Below are 20,675 nucleotides of genomic sequence, written 5' to 3'. Positions count from 1 at the left end.
GCTCCGCGCCATGACGCGGGGATGACACACCAGCACGACATCCTCGTCATCGGGTCCGGCGCCGCCGGGCTGACCGCCGCGCTCGCGCTGGCCGAAACCCGCAAGGTGGTGGTGCTGGCCAAGGGTTCGCTCACCGGCGGGTCGACAGCCTGGGCGCAAGGGGGCATCGCCGCCGTTCTCGATGCGGGCGACACCTTCGACAATCATGTCCGCGACACAATGATCGCGGGCGCTGGGCTGAACGATCGCGAGACGGTGGAATTCGTGATCGAACGCGCGCCCGCCAGTATCGACCGGTTGAGCGAACTGGGCGTGCCCTTCAACCGCGAAAGCGACCATCTGCATCTGACGCGCGAAGGCGGCCATTCGCACCGCCGCATCGTCCACGTCGACGATGCGACCGGCTGGGCGGTGCAGGAAGCGCTTCTGAACGCGGCGCAGGCCAATCCCAACATCACTCTGTTGCCGGGCCGTAGCTGCATCGATTTCATCACCGGGCGCAATGCGGAGAAATTCTCCGGCGGCGGGCGCGTCTGGGGCGCCTATGCGCTGAACGAGGAGACGGGCCGGGTCGAACGCCATGTCGCGCGGGCAACCGTGCTGGCGGCAGGCGGAGCGGGGCGCTGCTATCTGTTCTCGACCGCGCCGCGCGGCGCCACGGGCGACGGGATCGCGATGGCCTGGCGCGCGGGCGCACGCGTCTCCAACATGGAGATGATGCAGTTCCACCCGACCTGCCTCTACAATCTCGAGGTCAAGAATTTCCTCATCACCGAAGCCGTGCGGGGCGAGGGCGGGCGGCTGATCAATCCGCGCACGAAAAAGCGCTTCATGGAATTCTACGATCCCGAACGCATGGAGCTGGCCCCGCGCGACGTGGTGGCAAGAGCGATCGATGCCGAGATCAAGCGCTTCGGACTCGACTACGTCCATCTCGACATCAGCCATATGCCGCCCGAATTCGTGCGCGAGCATTTCCCCACCATCGACGAGAAGCTGTCCGGCCTCGGCATCGACATGACGACGCAGCCCATCCCGGTCGTTCCCGCACAGCATTACACCTGCGGCGGGGTGGTGGTGGATCTAGACGCGCGCACAGACCTGCCGGGCCTGTGGGCGGCGGGCGAGTGTACCGAAAGCGGCTTGCACGGGGCGAACCGCCTCGCCTCGAATTCCCTGCTCGAATGCTTCGTCTTCGGCGAAGCGGCGGCGCGCGACATTCTCGATCGGTGGGACACGCTGGAGGAGCCGCCCGCGATCCGCGAATGGGACGATACGCTCGTCACCGATTCGGACGAAGAGGTGGTCATCAAGCAGAACTGGACCGAAATCCGCCGCTTCATGTGGAACTATGTCGGAATCGTGCGCACCACCAAGCGCCTCGAACGCGCCCAGAACCGCATCGCCATGCTGAAGCAGGAGGTGGAGGATTATTACGGCGCCTTCCGCGTGACGACCGACCTCATCGAACTGCGCAACCTGCTGCAGGCCGCCGAACTGATCGTGAAGAGCGCTTTGAAGCGGCACGAAAGCCGGGGGCTGCATTTCACGCTGGATTATCCGGAGACCGATCCGGTGGCGAAAGACACCGTCCTGGTGCCATAGCGCCGAACCGAAGGAGAGCCCCTCATGCCCGAAACAAAAGCCAATGGCGTCACGATCCATTACGAGGATCACGGCAATCCCTCCGATCCGGCCATGTTGCTGATCATGGGCTTCGGTGCGCAGCTGACGCTGTGGCCGGACGAGCTGGTGGAGGCGCTGGTGGCGCAGGGCTTTCGCGTGATCCGTTACGATAATCGCGATGTCGGGCTCAGCCAGAAGTTCACGGGAGACAAAGCGCCCGGTCCGGTCAAGCTGACGCTGCTCAAGAAGATCGGGCTGACGCCCAAAGTCCCCTACACGCTCGCCGACATGGCCGAGGATGCGGTCGGGCTATTGGATGCGCTTCATATCGACCGCGCGCACATCGTGGGCGCGAGCATGGGCGGGATGATCGCGCAGCATGTCGCGGCCGACCATGCGGATCGCTGCCTCAGCTTCACGCAGATTTTCTCGACCACCGGCAATCCCAAGCTGCCGTCTGCGCGCAAGGAGGCGTTGCAGGCGCTGGTCAAGCGGCCCGACAGCACCGAAGAGGCGGCTCTGGTCGCGCATGGAATGCATCTGGCGCGCACCATCGGCAGCCCCGCCTACCCGGCAGAGGAAGAGCGGCTGCGCGAACGCGTCCAGGCGAGCATCCGCCGCAGCTTCTATCCCGAAGGCGGGACGCGGCATCTCGCCGCGATTCTGGCGGATGGGGATCGGCGAAAGATGGTGCGCGGGATCTCCGTGCCGACGCTGGTCCTGCATGGCGAGGACGATCCGCTGGTCCCCTGCGAGGGCGGACGCGACACCGCCGCCTGCATTCCCGATGCGACGATCCGTACCCTGCCCGGCTGGGGCCACGACCTGCCGCCGGAACTGGTCGACGAGCTGGCGGGAGCGATCGGCGGGCATGCCCGTGCGAGCGTTTCAGCGCCGGGGTAGATTCGATAATTGCGGGTCCGGATTCGATCGCTGCGCAACCGGGCGAGAGGGCCTTTTGCCCGCAAAAATTTTTTCACGGATTCATTTTCGCCCTTGCGCTTCGCCCGAGTCCAGCTTGGTCCACGCGTCGCGGCGTTGCAGCGTGATGACACACCGCCTCGCCAGAGGCTCCGCAAGCGTTAAATTGCCCTTCACCCTCTTGCGCCTCGACCCGGTCTGATTCAGTATCTGGTAGTCGGGCACCCGGGGGGACCCACTAGACCTAGCGATTGCGACCGCCGGACCCATATGGGGCAGGCGCCAGTTCCGTTCGGTCTCGATCGGGCCCTGTGGGCAAAAAGGGGATAAGTTTCATGCCCCTTCCGCCCCCGAATATTGCTAGGCGGGTGTGGCTCGCCGAATCGAACACATGCGGAACATCGGCTCACGCACGATCGGACGCGACACCAGACGAAGGGCGAGGACGAGCGATGGATTTCAGGAACGAGGACGCGATGGAACTGGACACGACGCAGGACGATATGGCGACGGTCTCGGACGCGCCTTCCCCCGTACCTGCCTCTGCCCCCAGCCCCGCATCCGGAAAGGCAATCGATATGCAGGCTTCCGACAGCGGTAGCGAAGAACTGGTCGGCACGGCGGCGATCTCGGAAAAGGCCGATGCGGCGCTGGCCGGCGCGATGATGGAAGCGGTTAAGGCCTCTGCCGAACCGGTCGACGATTCGAAGAAGATCAACGATCGCCGCTTCGATGTCGTTACCGACAGCAGCCGCGATGCCTTGCTGACCGAATTCGGCAAGGAAACGCTGATCGATCGCTATCTGCTGCCCGGCGAGGAGTTTCAGGACCTGTTCGCCCGCGTGGCCGATGCCTATGCCGACGATCAGGACCACGCCCAGCGCCTTTACGATTACATTTCGCGCCTATGGTTCATGCCCGCAACGCCCGTGCTGTCGAACGGCGGCACCAATCGCGGTCTGCCGATCTCGTGCTATCTCAACAGTGTCGAGGACAGCCTGGAAGGCATCGTCGGCACCTGGAACGAGAATGTCTGGCTGGCTTCGCGCGGCGGCGGCATCGGCACCTATTGGGGCCAGGTGCGCGGCATCGGCGAGCCGGTGGGCCTCAACGGCAAGACCAGCGGCATCATCCCCTTCGTCCGCGTGATGGATTCGCTCACGCTCGCGATTTCGCAGGGTTCGCTGCGGCGCGGCTCGGCGGCCTGCTATCTCGACGTGTCGCACCCCGAGATCGAGGAATTCCTCGAAATCCGCAAACCGTCGGGCGATTTCAATCGCAAGGCGCTGAACCTGCATCACGGCGTGCTGCTGACCGACGAATTCATGGAGGCCGTCCGCGCGGGCGAATCCTTCGATCTCGTCAGCCCCAAGGACGGATCGGTCCGCAAGACCGTGGATGCGCGTTCGCTGTTCCAGAAGCTGGTCGAAACCCGCCTCGCAACGGGCGAGCCCTATATCGTCTTCTCCGACACGGTGAACCGGATGATGCCCAAGCATCACCGCGATCTCGGCCTCAAGGTTTCGACGTCGAACCTGTGTTCGGAAATCACGCTGCCGACGGGCCGCGATCATCTCGGCAACGATCGCACCGCGGTCTGCTGTCTGTCCTCGCTCAACCTCGAAAAATGGGACGAGTGGAACGGCGACAAGCAGTTCATCGAGGATGTGATGCGCTTCCTCGACAACGTGCTGCAGGACTATATCGACCGCGCGCCCGACGAGATGGCGCGCGCCAAATATTCCGCCGGGCGCGAACGCAGCGTGGGCTTGGGCGTCATGGGCTACCACTCCTTCCTCCAGCAGAAGGGCATCGGCTTCGAAAGCCCGATGGCCAAGGTCTGGAACCTGAAGATGTTCAAACACGTCAGCGCGAAGGCGGAAGAGGCCAGCATGGTCCTCGCCAAGGAACGCGGCCCCTGCCCGGACGCGGAAGAAATGGGCGCAATGGAGCGCTTCAGCTGCAAGATGGCGATCGCGCCGACCGCGTCGATCTCGATCATCTGCGGCGGCACCAGCGCCTGCATCGAGCCGATCCCGGCCAATATCTACACGCACAAGACCCTGTCGGGCAGCTTCGTGGTCAAGAACCCGTATCTGGAAAAGCTGCTGCGCGACAAGTCCAAGGATTCGACCAATGTGTGGAATTCGATCCTCGAAAAGGGCGGATCGGTCCAGCATCTCGACTTCCTGAGCGCGGAAGAAAAGGCGACCTACAAGACCAGCTTCGAAATCGATCAGCGCTGGCTGCTCGAATTCGCCGCCGACCGTGCGCCCTTCATCGATCAGGCGCAGTCGCTGAACCTCTTCATCCCCGCCGATGTCGACAAGTGGGATCTGATGATGCTGCACTTCCAGGCGTGGGAGAAGGGCATCAAGTCGCTCTATTACCTGCGCTCCAAGAGCGTGCAGCGCGCGGGCTTTGCCGGCGGGGTCGAGACCGACAACACCGCCGACGCCGCCAAGTACGAGCTGATGGCCGGAGCGGGCGAGCAGACCGATTACGAGGAATGCCTCGCCTGCCAGTAAGGAAACGTTGATAACCTAGCTGACCCGGACTCGGGTTGATTAAGATTATAGGCTAGGAAGGTGAATGCGAGTCAGTGGCTCGCAAAAATAATTGGGGGGCAGGTTCCCGCTAAGAACCCCGCCCCCCTGCAAGCTGAACGCCGGAGCGTTCGAGGCCCGCATGCAAGTCTTGCCTCGCATCAACCGGCGGTCAGGTCAACTCGAAGTCGCATGATTTCGAGCGGAAGGAGCCGTGAGGATGCTGTTGAAAGACTGTGGAAAGCCCGCATTTTCCAAAAGCACTATCAGTCGCTTAGCCCACTTAGGGCGAGCAATTGATCATGGCGCCTCTCCTCTCGTTTTTGATGATGGCTTCGTTGGACTCAACCCGCCAACTGAAAGCGAGGTGATTTACAATGCCCCCTCAACATACACCCGGGACGGACCCGCAGCCCGATCGCGGAAACGACGGTCCACGTCGTCCCGATCGAGGCCGACTGGTGAAGCCGAGCCCTTCGGCTCCGCTGCCATCGAAGCGGCTTACGGAACTGGATTTCGGCTTCTGGTTCGACACTACAAAGCCATAAGCTTGGAGGACGAAAAGGGCTTGTGGGTTATCATCAAAACCCGACCTCTCGGGTCAGATGGCCCACAAGCCCACTTTGTCATCGCGCTTCCATTGAGGAAGGAAATCTGGCCGAAAGCCTGGGCTTTTAGCGTAGCAAACGGCGGGCGCCAGCCGTTCCCGCTCAAGCATACTAATTTTCCCGACGCCTCTGTTTGCGCGTTCACTCGAGAAAGTAAGGCGTGGACGCCGGATGACGGCATTTTGCCCTTGGCCGACCATTATTCCCTTTGGGCAGTGAAAAGCTGGCATCGCTGGCTCTTAGGCCGCTGGCCGGGGAGGCAAATAGGCGTAGGTGCACATTACCGCAGACAGGAATTCCTGCCAGACGAGTGGTGCGGTTGCGATTCAGGCAAGCGCTATAAGGATTGTCATCTCGCTTCAGACAGTCTCGTATCGACCGACTTTGCGATAAGTGAGTTCGAAAATCTGTTTCACACGCCGTATGCAACTCGGACAGTGCCTAAGAGCATCTTACGTGCTGCTGACACGCGTTGGAAAGTGATACCAACTCTTCAGGAAATTTATCAGCCGCATTCACGAAGTTAGATTCTGCTGCGTCGCGAGGATTTCAAGAATTTTTGTCAAGCAGTCTCTAGCCCTGCCACCGTCACCGTGCGCTCGCCGCCGAAATCTTCTCGCACCACGATCAGGCCCTGGCGTTCGAGATGGTCCAGCAGACGGCGGATGCGGCTGGGCGAGGAGCTGCCATAGGCGCGCGCCAGCTCGTCCTCGTCGGGCGAGGTACGGCCCAATGCCGCATTGACGGCCAGCGTCAGATAGGGTGCCAGCACGTCTTCCGGCACGGCCTGTGCGAGTTCCTCGATCCTCTCGCGCTTGCCCGACTCCAGCCTGTCGAGCCCGGTGCTGGCATAGGCGAACAGGCGGCGGAACTGCATCATGTCGATATGCGCGCTGGGCACGCCCGCCTGGCGGCAGCGGACCGCGAAATTGCGGAACAGCGCCGTGGTGGACTGGAAGGTCGCGCCATCCTCCATCGCCAGCTCGCGCACGATCCGCTCGAGCCCTTCGTCGGCGTCTTCCGGCGAAGGGGCCGGAGTTGCCGAGCCGGCATCCGGCACCTCGGCATCGCCGGGTGCCGGTCGCTCCACGGCGGTGCTTGCTACGATCGCCTGTTCGATCTCCACCGAAGGGCGGGGAGGGGCGGCAGGACGCGGCGGCGGCGCAGGTTCGGCGGCAGCTTGGGCGAGATCGGTGTGGAGCAATGCTTCCAATTCGCCATCGCTCGCATCGGGCAGCGGCATCAGCCCTTCGGACGCATTCTTGCCGCCCGTCTTCACCGATCCGATCTCGACCGCGACCGGGCTGCGGCTGATCGCGGGGCCGAGGCCCAGGAAATGGCCGCGTTGGAGGTCGCGGATTCGCTCGGCCTGCCTGCGGTCCATGCCGAGAAGGTCGGCGGCACGCTGCATGTCGATATCGAGAAAGGTGCGCCCCATCAGGAAGTTGGACGCCTCGGCGGCGACGTTCTTGGCGAGCTTCGCCAGACGCTGCGTCGCAACGATCCCGGCAAGGCCGCGCTTGCGCCCCCGGCACATCAGGTTCGTCATGGCGGACAGGGTCATCCGCCGCGTATCTTCCGCCATCTCGCCAGCGGCGGCGGGCGCGAACATCTGCGCTTCGTCCACCACCACGAGCGCGGGATACCAGTGTTCGCGCGGCGCATCGAACAGAGCGGTCAGGAACAGCGCGGCGCAGCGGATTTGCTGTTCGACCTCCAGCTCGTCCAGTGCCAGCACCACGGAGGCGCGATGCTGGCGGATGCGCGCGGCCAGTGTTTCGATCTCGCGCGAAGTGTGGGCGCCGCCGTCGATCACGATATGGCCGAATTCGTCGGCGAGGCTGGTGAAATCGCCTTCCGGGTCGATCACCACCTGCTGAACCAGCCCCGCGCTCTGTTCGAGCAGGCGGCGGAGGAGGTGCGATTTGCCCGAGCCGGAATTGCCCTGGACGAGCAGGCGCGTGGCGAGGAGCTCCTCCACGTCCACGGGGACGGTCTGCCCGCCCGCCTGCCTGCCGATTTCGATCTGCGCCCTCACGCGAATCGGGATAGAGGCCTGCGCGGGCAAGGCAAAGCCGCATGCGCGATTTATCCAGTGCTTGACCCGATCATCGGATTGCGGTTCGCAGGCGAGGTACGCAAAACCGGGCGAGAGGAACGATGAATGGCGGATCAGGCGGAATGGGTGAAGCGGCCCCGGACAGAGGCGGACGATGCGCGATGCTCGGCGCAGGATTACGAAGCGCTCTATGCGCGCAGCATCGAGGATGCGGACGGTTTCTGGGCCGATCAGGCCGAGCGGCTGGACTGGATCGATAAACCACGCACCGTCGCGGACTGGTCGTTCGATCCGGTGGACATAAAATGGTTTTCCGACGGGACGCTCAACATCTGCCACAATGCCGTCGATCGCCATGTCGAAAACGGGCATGGCGACGCGATCGCGCTGATCTTCGAGCCCGACGATCCCGCTGACGAGGTGCGCCGGATCACTTATGCCGATCTGCAGCGCGAAGTCGTGCGGATGGCCAGCACGTTCAAAAAGATGGGCGTCCAGAAGGGCGACCGCGTCACGATCTACATGCCGATGGTGCCCGAAGGCGCTTGCGCCATGCTCGCCTGCGCGCGGATCGGGGCCGTGCATTCGGTGATCTTCGGCGGCTTCTCGCCGGAAGCGATCGCGGGCCGGGTGGACGATTGCCGCAGCGACTGGATCGTCACCGCCGATGAAGGCCTGCGCGGCGGCAAGCGGATCCCGTTGAAGGCGAATGTCGATGCGGCGCTCGAAAAGGTGTCGGTGAAGGCCGTGCTGTTGCTGCGCCATACCGGCGGCGATATCGCGATGGTCGAGGGCCGCGACCACTGGTATCACGAATTGTCGGACGGCGTTTCCGACACATGCCCCTGCGAGCCGATGAAGGCAGAGGATCCGCTTTTCATCCTCTATACCAGCGGATCCACCGGCAAACCCAAGGGCGTGCTCCACACCACCGGCGGCTATGCCGTGTGGACCGAGACGACGTTTCGCCACGTCTTCGATTATCGCCCCGGCGAGGTCTATTGGTGTACCGCCGATATCGGCTGGGTCACCGGGCACAGCTACATCGTCTACGGCCCGCTCCTGAACCGGGCGACCGCGCTGATGTTCGAAGGGGTGCCGAACTACCCCGACCACGACCGCTTCTGGGCGGTGTGCGAGAAGCATCGGGTCAATATCTTCTACACCGCCCCCACCGCGATCCGCGCGCTGATGCGCGAGGGCACGGGCCATGTGGAAAAGCACGACCTCTCCAGCCTCCGCCTGCTCGGCAGCGTGGGCGAGCCGATCAATCCCGAAGCGTGGCGCTGGTATCACCAGAATGTCGGCAGGGGCGAGGCGCCCATCGTGGACACCTGGTGGCAGACCGAAACGGGCGGGATCATGATCACCACGCTTCCCGGCGCGCACGACATGAAGCCGGGCAGTGCGGGCAAACCTTTCTTCGGGATCGTGCCGCAATTGGTCGAGAATGACGGCGCGGTGCTGGAGGGGAAGGCCGAGGGGAATCTGTGCATCGCGAAGAGCTGGCCCGGCCAGGCGCGCACCGTCTATGGCGATCACGACCGTTTCGTGCAGACCTATTTCAGCACCTATCCGGGCAAGTATTTCACCGGGGACGGGTGTCGCCGCGACGCGGACGGATATTACTGGATCACAGGGCGGGTGGACGACGTCATCAACGTCTCGGGCCACCGCATGGGCACGGCCGAGGTCGAAAGCGCGCTGGTGCTGCATCCCAAAGTGTCCGAGGCCGCCGTCGTCGGCTATCCGCACGACATCAAGGGGCAGGGCATCTACTGCTACGTCACCTTGAACGCGGGCGAGGAGCCGGACGACGATCTCGACGCGGAACTGCGCCAATGGGTGCGCAAGGAAATCGGCCCGATCGCCACGCCCGACCATCTCCATTTCACGCCCGCTCTGCCCAAGACGCGCAGCGGCAAGATCATGCGGCGTATCCTCAGGAAGATCGCGGAGCAGGAATACGGCTCGCTCGGCGACACCTCGACGCTGGCCGATCCGGGAATCGTCGACGATCTGATCGAAACCCGTAGAGGAAATGCAGCGCGATGAGCGAGGAATGGGTCATCGGCATCATCGGCGGATCGGGGCTGTATGCCGTGGATTCGCTCGAAGACGAGCAGTGGATCGACGTGAAGTCGTCTTTCGGTGAGCCGTCCGACGCGATCCTGTGCGGGCGGATCGCGGGCGTGAAGGTGCGCTTCCTGCCCCGCCACGGGCGCGGACACCGCATATTGCCCGGACAGCTCAACGCGCGCGCCAATGTGGACGCGATGAAGCGCGCGGGCTGCACCGATCTGCTGGCGATCTCGGCTGTCGGTTCGCTGTCGGAGTCGCTCGCGCCCGGCCATTTCGCGGCGGTCGACCAGTTCATCGACCGCACGCAGGGCCGCCCTTCGACCTTTTTCGACAGCGGCCTGGTCGCGCATGTCTCGATGGGCGATCCGGTCTGCCCACGCCTGTCCGGCTTCGCCGCCGACGCAGTGGAACGCGCGGGCGGCACGGTGCGGCGCGGCGCGACATATCTGGCGATGGAAGGCCCGCAATTTTCGACTCGCGCCGAAAGCAAGCTCTATCGCAGCTGGGGGGCCGAGGTGATCGGCATGACCGGCATGCCCGAAGCCAAGCTCGCCCGTGAGGCGGAGCTGCCCTATGCCCTAATGGCCATGGTCACCGATTACGACAGCTGGCGCGACAAGGAAGCCGCCGTCGACGTCTCCGACATCCTCGAAACCATGCACGCCAATGGCGAGATAGCGAGGAAGGCGATCGAGAAACTGTGTGCCCTCCTGCCCGATCGACGCGAGCCATCGCCGATCGACACCGCGCTCGAATACGCGATCATCACTGCGCCCGAGCAGCGCGATGCTACGCTGATGACCAAGCTCGACGCGGTGGCGGGGCGAGTGCTGAACGGGTCGGAGAACTGATTTGCGCGATCTGCTTGTCATCGGTGGCGGGATCAACGGCGCGGGGATTGCCCGCGACGCCGCCGGGCGCGGGCTGAAGGTGACATTGTGCGAGAAGGACGATCTCGCCGCCCATACCTCGTCCGCCAGCACCAAGCTGGTGCATGGCGGCCTGCGCTATCTCGAGACCTACGAATTCCGCCTCGTCGCCGAAGCTTTGCGTGAACGCGAAGTGCTGTTGAAGGCCGCGCCGCATATCGTGTGGCCGCTTCGCTTCGTCCTGCCGCACGATAAAAATTTGCGCCCGCGCTGGATGCTGCGACTGGGCCTGTTCCTCTACGACCGGATCGGCGGGCGACGCACGCTGCCGGGCAGCCGCTCGGTGAGCCTGCGAAAAGCGCCGCATCGCGCGATCCTCAAGGACCGCCTGACCCACGGCTTCGAATATTCGGACTGCTGGGTCGAGGATTCGCGGATGGCCGTGCTCGCGGCGATGGATGCGCGCGAACTGGGCGCGGAGATCCTGACCCGCACCGAATGCGTCGGGCTGGAACGCACTGCCGATGGCTGGATCGCCGCCCTGCGTGAGCCGGACGGGCAGGAGCGGGTCGTCGAAGCGCGTGCGGTGGTCAACGCCGCAGGGCCGTGGGTTGACGGGATCGCAGGGCTGGCGTTGGGCAGGGGGACGCCCGCGCGCTTGCGGCTGGTCAAGGGCAGCCACATCATCGTGCCGCGCCTCTATAAGGGCGCCCATGCCTATATCTTCCAGCAGGAGGACGGGCGGATCGTGTTCGCGATCCCCTACGAGCATGATTATACGCTGATAGGGACGACGGACGAAGCGTTCGACGACGATCCCGGCACGGTCGCCATATCGAAGGAAGAACGCGCCTATCTGCGCGAAGCGGTGGGCGGATATTTCCGCACGTCCATCGCGGAAGAAGATATTGTCTCGACCTATTCGGGTGTGCGCCCTCTCTACGACGATCACGCCGACAGCGATTCGACCGTTACGCGTGATTACGTGTTCGAACTGGACGCCGAAGAGGACGCCGCGCCGATCCTGTCGATCTATGGCGGCAAGATCACCACGTTCCGCAAGCTCGCCGAACACGCGCTCGAAAAACTGTCCGGCCATCTGCCGATGCGCGATGCGTGGACGAAAGATGCGCCGCTGCCGGGCGGCGACATGGCGGATTTCGAGGAGTTTCTGAAGCGCACGGGCGAACGCCATTCCTGGCTGCCGCCCAAGCTCCTGCGCCGTCTGGTCCGGGCCTACGGCACGCGGATCGACCGCGTGATCGGAACGGCGGACGGGATGGACCGGATGGGCGAACATTTCGGCGGCGATCTTTACGAAGCGGAGCTGCGCTATCTTGCCAGCGAGGAGTTTGCCCGCACCGCCGAAGACGTGCTCTGGCGGCGCAGCAAGCTCGGCCTGCATGTGCCGGACGCTGCGGCATCGCGGATCGACGCGTGGTTCGCCGCGCAGGCCCAAGACCCTCGATAGGGAGTCGACTTCGCTTGATTGCGACCCTCATGGGGTCCACATGCTCACGCATGAACGTCCATTCTCAGCACATGCCCGCCTCGTCCAGCCGCGCCACCACGCGCGCGATCGCTTCCGATCCGCTCGACAGGACGGTGTTGCGACAGGCCTACCGGATGGAGGAAGAAGCCTGCATCGCGGAGCGTCTCGACCAGGCGCGCGCCGTCAGCCAGGCGCATGAAAATTCGCACGCTCTGGCGGTCCGGCTGGTGGAAGGCGCGCGCAAGCGCAAGGCGAGCGGGATCGACGCCTTCCTGCAGCAATTCGGCCTCGCTACGGAAGAAGGCATAGCGCTGATGTGTCTCGCCGAGGCGTTGTTACGCGTGCCCGATGCGCAGACCGCCGATGCGCTGATCCGCGACAAGATCGGCGATATCGACTGGCGCGAACATCTCGGCGAAAGCAGCAGCACCTTCGTCAACGCCGCCACCTTCTCGCTGATGCTGACGGGCGAAGTGCTGGAGCGCCCGCTGGAAAGCCAGAAGGGCATGCGGCGCACTTTGAAGGCGGCGGTCAACCGCCTTGGCGAACCGGTGATCCGCAAGGCCACGCTTCAGGCGATGCGCATCCTCGGCGGCCAGTTCGTTTTCGGCCGCACCATCGACGAAGCGCTGAAGCGCGCCCAGCCCGAGCGCGCGCGCGGCCTCACGCACAGCTTCGACATGCTCGGCGAAGCGGCGATGACCTTCGACGATGCCGAACGCTACCGCGTATCCTACGAACAGGCGATCGATCGCCTCTCGCGCGAAACTGCATCGGGGCTGACCACATCGCCGGGCATCTCGGTCAAGCTGTCCGCGCTCTATCCCAAATACGACTTCATGCATGGCGATGCCGCCGTGGCTGCGCTCGTGCCGATCGTACACGCTCTGGCGAGCCGGGCGCGCGATGCCGACATGCATTTCACCATCGATGCGGAAGAAGCCGAACGCCTCGACCTCTCGCTCGACGTGTTTGAAGCGCTGGTGGCCGATGACAGCCTGTTCGCGAACGGCAAGGCGGGCGGCTGGACCGGTTTCGGCCTCGCCATCCAGGCCTATCAGAAGCGCGGCGTTCCGCTGTGCGACTGGACCGCCAAGCTGGCACGGCGCCATGGGCGCAAGCTGTTCGTGCGGCTGGTGAAGGGCGCGTATTGGGATACCGAAGTCAAATTGAGTCAGGTCGGCGGCTACAAGGATTTCCCTGTCTTCACGCGCAAGATCGCGACCGACGTGTCCTATCTCGCCTGTGCCGAACGGCTGCTGGCGGCGGGCGATCTGGTCTATCCCGCCTTCGCCACGCACAACGCCTACACGGTCAGCGCGATCAAGTCGCTGGCCGAGCGTGAAGGGCGCGCAGCTTCGAGCGGGCAGGATACGCCCAAATTCGAGTTTCAGCGCCTGCACGGCATGGGCGAGGACATCTACGGCGCTCTCGCCCAGGAAGAGGGCAATGCGCGCACGCCGGTGCGGATCTATGCGCCGGTCGGCAGCCACAAGGATCTGCTCGCCTATCTGGTGCGGCGCCTGCTCGAAAACGGGGCCAATTCCAGCTTCGTCAATCGCATGGCGGACGTCGATGTCCCTGCCGAGGATCTCGCCACCGATCCGGTCGCTGAGCTGGCGGCGATGGCGCCGCGCCGCAATCCCGACATCCCTCTGCCGAAGGACATTTTCCCCAATCGCGTGAACAGCGCCGGCATCGACCTCGCCGATCCGCTGGTGCGCGAACCGCTCATGGAGCGTCTGGAAGCGCTCGAAGAGAAGCACTGGCACGCCCAGCCCACTTTCATGAGCGACGAAGAGGGCGAGATCGCCCCGATCGACAAGCCGCACGATCTGAACGACGAAGTCGGAACGCGGCGCGATGCACTGCCGCACGAGGTCGAAAATGCGATCACCCGCGCGCTCGAAATCCAGCCGCGCTGGAACGCTTTCGGGGGCGAGCGCCGTGCGGTCTTGCTGGAAGAAGCGGCTGACCTGTTCGAGGATCATACCGACGAATTTCTCTCGTTGTGCCAGCGCGAGGCGGGCAAGACCCTGCCCGACGCCGTGCTCGAACTGCGCGAAGCAGTCGATTTCCTGCGCTATTACGCGGTCGAGGCGCGGCGGCAATTCGCCGAGCCGATCATGCTGCCGGGCCCGACGGGCGAGGAAAACCGGCTGACCATGGCCGGGCGCGGCGTATTCGCCACGATCAGCCCGTGGAATTTCCCGCTGGCGATCTTCATCGGCCCTGCCGCCGCGGCTCTCGCAGCAGGCAATACCGTCGTCGCAAAGCCCGCACCGCAGACGCCGCTGATCGCCGCCTTCGCGGTGCGGCTGTGTCATGAAGCGGGGATTCCGCCCGAAGTGTTCCAGCTCTTGCCCGGCGCTGGCGAGGTCGGTGAGATGATCACGTCCGACCCGCGCATCGCGGGTGTCGCCTTCACGGGATCGACCGCCACGGCGCAGGCGATCAATCGCGGGCTCGCCGCACGTGAAGGGCCGATCGCCACGCTGATCGCCGAGACCGGCGGCCAGAACGCGATGATCATCGATTCGACGGCCCTGCCCGAGCAGGTCACGCGCGATGTCGTTGCAAGCGCGTTCCAGAGCGCGGGCCAGCGCTGTTCGGCCCTGCGCACGCTCTATATCCAGGAAGACGTCGCTGATGAGATGCTGACGATGATCCGCGGCGCCTTCGAAGCGCTGACGATCGGCGATCCGCAGGATCTCGCCACCGATGTCGGCCCGGTGATCGATCCCGACGCCAAGGCCGCGCTCGAACGCCATGTCGCCCGGCGCAAGAAGAACGGACGCCAGGTCTGGCGGCGCAAGCTCAACAAGGGGCTGGCCGCCGGATGCTTCGTCGCGCCGACGATCATCGAGATGGATTCGATCCTCGATTTGAAGCGCGAGAATTTCGGGCCGATCCTGCACGTCGTGCGCTATCGCGCCGATCAGCTGGGCCAGGTGGTCGAAGATATCAATTCGACCGGCTACGGCCTCACGATGGGGCTCCATAGCCGGTTGGAAGCGACGCGCGAATTCGTCGAGGCGAGGGCGCGGGTCGGCAATTTTTACGTCAACCGCAACCAGATCGGCGCGGTCGTCGAAAGCCAGCCCTTCGGCGGCGAGGGGATGTCGGGCAGTGGCCCCAAGGCGGGCGGCCCGCATTACGTCGCGCGCTTTGCGACCGAGCGCGTGGTCTGCATCGACACCACGGCGGCGGGCGGCAATGCAACGCTGCTCGCATCGCTCTGACGCGCCTTTTCATTGAAGGTTCAAACACGAACGGGTTAGGACGCGCATCATGCGTATCCTGACCCAGTTCGTTCTCGCCCTGACCGCCCTTTTCTGGGCCGCCGCCGCGCAAGCCGAGGTGCGGGTGACCTTCCACAGCTTCGACGGGTCGGTGCTGTTCGGGCGCTATCCCCACACCTTCATCTCGATGGAAGGGACGCTGGATGACGGCACCCCGGTAAAGGAGAATTACGGCTTCTCCGCCAAGAGCGCTGGGCCCGCCGTGCTCGCCGGGCCGGTCAAACACATCGTGATGACCGAGAAGGACAAATACGTCCGCTCCACCAACCGCCATTTCACTGTGACGGTGGACGATGCCAAATATCACGACATCCGGCGCGAGGTCTTCCGCTGGCGCGACGCGCCGGGCAAATATTACGATCTCGACACGCGCAATTGCATCCATTTCGTCGGGGCGATCGCCGAGATGGTGGGGGTCCGTGTCGACTATCCGAAGAACATGCTGCGCCGCCCCAAGGCCTGGCTCAATCACGTCACCGCGATGAACCCCCAACTGGGTGCCGCCCAGATCGACTGAGGGTAACTGATGGCCGGCGCTTGCCCGCCGGCCTAGCATGGGCGATCACGCCTACATGGCGATTCTCTCCGACAAATGGATCCGCGACAAGGCGCTGAACGAGGGCATGATCGAACCCTTCGTCGAAGCGCAACGGCGCGACGGCTGTATATCCTACGGGCTCAGCTCGTTCGGTTACGATGCGCGCGTCGCGCCCGAATTCAAGATTTTCACCAATGTCGACAGCGCGGTGGTCGATCCCAAGGATTTCGCCGCCAACAGCTTCGTCGATCGCGAAACCGATGTCTGCGTGATCCCGCCAAACAGCTTTGCGCTCGCCCGCACGGTCGAATATTTCCGCGTGCCCGAAGACGTGCTGGTCATCTGCCTCGGCAAGAGCACCTATGCGCGTTGTGGGATCATCGTGAACGTCACCCCGCTGGAGCCGGGCTGGGAAGGGCATGTGACGCTCGAATTTTCGAACACCACGCCGCTGCCTGCGAAGATCTACGCCAATGAAGGCGCGTGCCAGTTCCTGTTCCTGCAGGGCAACGAACGGCCTGAAGTCACTTACAGCGACCGGGCGGGCAAATATATGGGCCAGCGCGGGGTGACGTTGCCGAGGCTTTGACTCGAAAGCTCCCCGCGCGCATTCAGGCGCTACAGGGAGAACGATGATGAGCAAATCCGCACGCGAATTCGATATCGTGGTCTATGGGGCGACCGGTTACACGGGCCGCCTCGTCGCCGAACATTTCGTCCGCGAATATGGGAGCGCCGCCGATGCGCCGAAATGGGCGATGGCGGGCCGAGATCCGGGCAAGCTGGAACGGGTGCGCGACGAGATCGGTGCGCCGTCCTCCACCCCTCTGATTGTCGCCGATGCGGAGGACACCGCCTCGCTCGATGCGATGTGCGAGCGCACGAGCGTGTTGCTCTCCACGGTCGGCCCCTACCAGCTCTACGGCGATGCCCTCGTCGCCGCCTGCGTCAAAGCGGGCACCGATTATGCCGATCTTTGCGGCGAACCGGCCTGGATGCACGAACAGATCGCGCTCCATCACGAAGCCGCCAAGAAGACAGGCGCGCGCATCTGCTTTTCGAGCGGGTTCGATTCGATTCCCTTCGATCTCGGCGTGCTGATGCTCCAGAAGGAAGGCAAGGCACAGAACGGCAGTCCCGCGCCGCGTGTGAAAGGCCGGGTGCGCGCGATGCAGGGGACGTTTTCGGGCGGGACCGCCGCCAGCCTCGGTGCGACCATGAAGGCGGCGGCGAAGAAGCCATCCCTGATCAAGATCCTCAACGATCCCTTCGCCCTGACGCCCGGTTTCGAAGGGCCGGACCAGCCCAACGGCTTGATCCCGCATTACGAGGACGAGCTGGGCAAATGGGCCGCGCCCTTCATCATGGCCTCGATCAATACGAAGAACGTCCACCGCACCAATTACCTGCGCGGCCATCCCTACGGAAAAGACTTCCGTTACGATGAGATGATGCTGACCAGCCCCGGCGAGGCAGGCAAGGCCGCCGCCGATGCGGTGACCAAAATGCTCAAGAACCCCTTCGGCGCGAAGCCGCCCAAACCCGGCGAGGGCCCGAGTGCCGAAGAACGCGAGAACGGCCATTACGATCTCGTCTTCGTGGGCGAATGGCCCGATGGGAAGCGGATGCATTACGCGGTCAAGGGCCGTTACGATCCGGGTTACGGATCGACCAGCCGGATGCTGGGCGAGACCGGCATGGCCTTGCTGCAATGCGACGAGCCTGGCGGAGTCGGGACGCCGGGCAGTTTCCTGGGCGAAGCGCTCGTCGAGCGCCTGCGCGAACACGCCGCGCTCACTTTCCAGTTGGAGAAAGGTTGAGCGCGGTGCCATGATCCGTCCCTGACCAAACGGGGAGAGACTTCATGGCTACCATCGCGGCGATCGCCGGGCGAATCTGTATCGCGCTGCTGTTCATTCTGGCCGGCCTCAACAAGGTGATGGATCCGGCCTCGACCGCCGAATACATCACGGCGCAGACGACCCTTCCCGGCAGCCTCGCTATGCCGACCGGCGTGTTCGAGATCGTTGCCGGGCTGATCCTGGCGAGCGGGTTCATGACGCGGCTGGCCGCCGTGGTTCTCGCCGGCTTTACCGCGATCACGATCGTGCTGTTCCATTACCAGGTCACCGACCCGGCCCAGGCGCAGGCGGCGCTCAAGAACCTTGCCGTGATCGGCGGGTTGCTGATGGTGTTCGCCTATGGCCAGGTGCGCGGCAGGATCGGCACGGTGGCCGAACGCGACAAGCGGATGGAAGCGGAATTGAAAGCGGCTCGCGCCGAAGGTCGGGCGGAAGGCGCGGTCGAGCGTCCGACCGACTGAGAGCGATAGAAACCCGGCGCCGCCTTTCCGATCGGGATTGGCGTTGCCGGGTTTTCCGACCGGCTATCGTCAGAAGCTGGCGAGCAGGCTGACTTTGAAATTGCGGCCTGCCAGCGGCACGAAATCCTTCGTGAAGCTGGCATGGCGGCGCCCGGTGACGTCGAAGATATTGTCCGCCTTCACCATCACGCGCACCAGATCGTTTCCGCGCAAGGGGCTGAAGGCCAGCGAGGCGTTGACGAAGGTGAAATCGTCGGTGGTCGTCTCGAACGGCGCGATCTCGTCCTGTTCGCCGAAATACTGCACCTCGACCCGACCGTCGATCCCGGCAAAACCTGCATCGAGGGCGGCAAGGGCGCTGAATGGCGGGATGCGCGGCAGCGGGGTGCCGTCGTCGAGCTTGGCCTCGATATACGATCCGCGCAGATCGGCGCCGAGCGTGAAGCGGTCGGACTGGACCAGCGGCAGTTTCACCTCGCCTTCGATCCCGAAATAGTCGGCATCGGACTGGAGATACTGGAAGACCGGCAGATCGTCTTCTTCCGCGCCGGTGGCTTGCAGGAAGATGTAGTCGTCGAACCAGTTCTGGAACACCGAGACCGATACCGTCGCCGGGCCGACCTCGCCGCGCACGAAGCCTTCGAGGCCCCAGGCGCTTTCCTTGGTCAGATCGACATTGCCGATCTCGAAGGCCTGCGTGGCGATGTGGGGGCCGTTGGCGAACAATTCCTCGCCGCCCGGTGCGCGCTCGGCCCGCGATCCGGTGATGCCGATGCGAAGGCGGTCGTCGCCGCCCGGCTCGTAGACCAGCGACAGCGCGCCCGAGAACAGGTCGAAATCGCGTTCGACGCCCAGCGGGACCGATTCGATATTCGCCATTTCGTAGCGCGCGGCGCCTTCGATCTGGAAAAAGTCGAGATCGTATTCCTGGAGCGCGAAGATCGCGAACTGATCGGTGCGGTTGGGCGCGACGAAGGCCTCGTCCCCGATCGCTTCGAAATCGCGGTAGTAATACTGGACGCCCAGCGTTCCGCCGAGGCGGCCGCTGTCGTTCTGAACCAGCTCGGCGCGCGCCTCGATGCCAGCGACGTCGAACACGGTGCCGACCTCGTCCCCTTCGAATTCGGTGTGGGTATAGTCCGAATAGCCGACCCGCGTTCGCAGCATCGAGAAGAAGCCGTCACCGAGTGCGAGTTCGCCGCGCATGTCGGCGCGAAATTGCTTGAGCCCGATCGATACCTGCTCTTCGCCGCCTTCTTCTTCGCCTTCCTCGCCCCCTTCATCGCCATGCGCATGGCCGGTGCCCGGACGGCCCGGAACACCATAGGCGCTGTCGTAATAGCCTGCCGAAAAGCCCAGATTGCTCTCGCCCGCGAACAGGGTGAGGCCGCCATTCACCGAATAGGTTTCGGTATAACTGTTGGGGAGGATGCCGCGCTGGTCGGCGGCTTCCTGCAATTCGGCTGCTTCTTCGAGATTACCTTCGGCGGTCTCTTCTGCGACATCGGCGAGGATGTCCGCGCGTAAGGCGGGCGACAACGTGAAGCCGGGCACCTCCAGGTCATTGGTGTTGCGATACGACCCGTCGACATGGGCGACGAAATACTCGCCCAGAGGCAAATCGAGCGAGGCGGCCCCGCTTCTCAGATCATAGGCGGTGTCGGCTTCGGCCAGGACGTCGAGATGGAAGGGTTCGTTGAGGCGGCGGGTCGGGATGCGCTTGTCGATGATGTTCACCGCACCGCCGATGGCCTGGCTCCCGTAGAGAAGGACCGCGGGGCCGCGCAGGATTTCGATCCGCTCGGCAGTCAGCGGCTCTACCGAGACGGCGTGGTCGGCGGAGGTGTTCGACACGTCGATCGCGCCGATTCCGTCGATCAGCACCTTGACCCGCTCGCCTTCGAAGCCGCGCAGCACCGGGCGCGAGGCACCGGGCGAGAAGCTGGTGGCGGACACGCCCGGCTGCTTTGCGAGGATTTCGCCGATCTGGCCATTCATCTCGCGCTGCAATTCGCGCCCTTCGACAAGCGACGTGCCGGCGAGTACGTCGAGCTGTTCCAGGCCGGGCGCGGTCACGACGATGACGCCGTCGGGACCGACTTGGCGATTGTGAAGATCGTCCTCGCCAGCGGACCGGGCACTGTCGGTATCGGCCGAGGCCGGCTGTGCCTGTGTCTGTGTCTGTGTCTGTGCCTGCGCGAAGCTGGGCGTGGCGGCGAGAGCGAAAGCGAGCGCGGCGAGCGAAGACGCGGCGCGGAGTGGCGAGTGGTTTGAACGATACAACATATCGCGCGCCATTAGCGATCCGA

At 64.1% G+C, this 20,675-nt stretch carries 13 protein-coding genes; 11 read left to right on the top strand and 2 right to left on the bottom strand.

What is annotated here, in order from left to right; genetic code table 11:
- The first annotated feature begins 21 nt into the window (after window positions 1-21).
- From nadB to J7347_RS09315, 3 genes are all read left to right on the top strand, one after another.
- On the top strand, window positions 22-1,605 hold the full coding sequence (gene nadB / locus J7347_RS09325) for an L-aspartate oxidase (RefSeq protein WP_209161807.1): 1,584 nt from the start codon (window positions 22-24) through the stop codon (window positions 1,603-1,605).
- 24 nt (window positions 1,606-1,629) lie between these two features.
- Window positions 1,630-2,529 (top strand): alpha/beta hydrolase, encoded by a 900-nt coding sequence (locus tag J7347_RS09320; RefSeq protein WP_209161806.1) that lies wholly within the window; start codon window positions 1,630-1,632, stop codon window positions 2,527-2,529.
- A 596-nt stretch (window positions 2,530-3,125) separates the two neighbouring features.
- Window positions 3,126-5,075 (top strand): ribonucleoside-diphosphate reductase subunit alpha, encoded by a 1,950-nt coding sequence (locus J7347_RS09315; protein WP_245174015.1) that lies wholly within the window; start codon window positions 3,126-3,128, stop codon window positions 5,073-5,075.
- A 1,188-nt stretch (window positions 5,076-6,263) separates the two neighbouring features.
- Here J7347_RS09315 and J7347_RS09310 read toward each other — a convergent pair.
- Complete coding sequence (locus J7347_RS09310) at window positions 6,264-7,739, bottom strand: ATP-binding protein (protein ID WP_209161805.1); 1,476 nt, start codon at window positions 7,737-7,739, stop codon at window positions 6,264-6,266.
- Window positions 7,740-7,865: 126 nt separating this feature from the next.
- On the opposite strand from J7347_RS09310, the gene acs reads away from it, so the two are divergent.
- The 8 genes from acs to J7347_RS09270 are packed head-to-tail and all read left to right on the top strand — an operon-like array spanning window position 7,866 to window position 18,366.
- On the top strand, window positions 7,866-9,815 hold the full coding sequence (acs, locus tag J7347_RS09305) for an acetate--CoA ligase (protein WP_209161804.1): 1,950 nt from the start codon (window positions 7,866-7,868) through the stop codon (window positions 9,813-9,815).
- The gene (gene mtnP, locus J7347_RS09300; RefSeq protein ID WP_209161803.1) at window positions 9,812-10,693 is read left to right on the top strand and encodes an S-methyl-5'-thioadenosine phosphorylase; all 882 of its coding nucleotides are present in this window, start codon (window positions 9,812-9,814) and stop codon (window positions 10,691-10,693) included. Before acs ends, mtnP begins: the two co-directional genes overlap by 4 nt.
- Before the next feature lies 1 nt (window position 10,694).
- Window positions 10,695-12,182, top strand: a complete 1,488-nt coding sequence (glpD, locus tag J7347_RS09295) for a glycerol-3-phosphate dehydrogenase (protein WP_209161802.1) — start codon at window positions 10,695-10,697, stop codon at window positions 12,180-12,182.
- A 50-nt stretch (window positions 12,183-12,232) separates the two neighbouring features.
- Window positions 12,233-15,445 (top strand): bifunctional proline dehydrogenase/L-glutamate gamma-semialdehyde dehydrogenase PutA, encoded by a 3,213-nt coding sequence (gene putA / locus J7347_RS09290; RefSeq protein WP_209161801.1) that lies wholly within the window; start codon window positions 12,233-12,235, stop codon window positions 15,443-15,445.
- 49 nt (window positions 15,446-15,494) lie between these two features.
- Window positions 15,495-16,022 carry a hypothetical protein gene (locus J7347_RS09285; protein WP_209161800.1) on the top strand — a complete coding sequence of 176 codons (528 nt, stop codon included), beginning with the start codon at window positions 15,495-15,497 and terminating at the stop codon, window positions 16,020-16,022.
- Window positions 16,023-16,077: 55 nt separating this feature from the next.
- Entirely contained in the window at window positions 16,078-16,632 is a 555-nt protein-coding gene (gene dcd / locus J7347_RS09280; protein WP_067678668.1) for a dCTP deaminase, read from the top strand.
- Window positions 16,633-16,678: 46 nt separating this feature from the next.
- A complete protein-coding gene (locus J7347_RS09275; protein ID WP_209161799.1) occupies window positions 16,679-17,863 on the top strand; it encodes a saccharopine dehydrogenase NADP-binding domain-containing protein in 1,185 nt (394 codons plus the stop codon).
- A 44-nt stretch (window positions 17,864-17,907) separates the two neighbouring features.
- Window positions 17,908-18,366 (top strand): DoxX family protein, encoded by a 459-nt coding sequence (locus J7347_RS09270; RefSeq protein ID WP_067678674.1) that lies wholly within the window; start codon window positions 17,908-17,910, stop codon window positions 18,364-18,366.
- 69 nt (window positions 18,367-18,435) lie between these two features.
- On the opposite strand, the gene J7347_RS09265 is transcribed toward J7347_RS09270, so the two are convergent.
- On the bottom strand, window positions 18,436-20,652 hold the full coding sequence (locus J7347_RS09265; protein WP_209161798.1) for a TonB-dependent receptor: 2,217 nt from the start codon (window positions 20,650-20,652) through the stop codon (window positions 18,436-18,438).
- Window positions 20,653-20,675: the final 23 nt, after the last annotated feature.

Source organism: Erythrobacter sp. A6_0, assembly GCF_017744235.1.
Lineage (GTDB): Bacteria > Pseudomonadota > Alphaproteobacteria > Sphingomonadales > Sphingomonadaceae > Qipengyuania.
Note: the sequence above shows the minus strand (reverse complement) of the source record. Positions and strands in the feature narration are given on the sequence as shown.

What these genes read in the sequence shown, in the direction of transcription:
- nadB (WP_209161807.1), top strand. Translation starts at nt 22, where the DNA reads ATGACACACCAGCACGACATCCTCGTCATCGGGTCCGGCGCCGCCGGG.
- J7347_RS09320 (WP_209161806.1), top strand. Translation starts at nt 1,630, where the DNA reads ATGCCCGAAACAAAAGCCAATGGCGTCACGATCCATTACGAGGATCAC.
- J7347_RS09315 (WP_245174015.1), top strand. Translation starts at nt 3,126, where the DNA reads ATGCAGGCTTCCGACAGCGGTAGCGAAGAACTGGTCGGCACGGCGGCG.
- acs (WP_209161804.1), top strand. Translation starts at nt 7,866, where the DNA reads ATGGCGGATCAGGCGGAATGGGTGAAGCGGCCCCGGACAGAGGCGGAC.
- mtnP (WP_209161803.1), top strand. Translation starts at nt 9,812, where the DNA reads ATGAGCGAGGAATGGGTCATCGGCATCATCGGCGGATCGGGGCTGTAT.
- putA (WP_209161801.1), top strand. Translation starts at nt 12,233, where the DNA reads ATGAACGTCCATTCTCAGCACATGCCCGCCTCGTCCAGCCGCGCCACC.
- J7347_RS09285 (WP_209161800.1), top strand. Translation starts at nt 15,495, where the DNA reads ATGCGTATCCTGACCCAGTTCGTTCTCGCCCTGACCGCCCTTTTCTGG.
- dcd (WP_067678668.1), top strand. Translation starts at nt 16,078, where the DNA reads ATGGCGATTCTCTCCGACAAATGGATCCGCGACAAGGCGCTGAACGAG.
- J7347_RS09275 (WP_209161799.1), top strand. Translation starts at nt 16,679, where the DNA reads ATGAGCAAATCCGCACGCGAATTCGATATCGTGGTCTATGGGGCGACC.
- J7347_RS09270 (WP_067678674.1), top strand. Translation starts at nt 17,908, where the DNA reads ATGGCTACCATCGCGGCGATCGCCGGGCGAATCTGTATCGCGCTGCTG.
- J7347_RS09265 (WP_209161798.1), bottom strand. Translation starts at nt 20,652, where the DNA reads ATGTTGTATCGTTCAAACCACTCGCCACTCCGCGCCGCGTCTTCGCTC.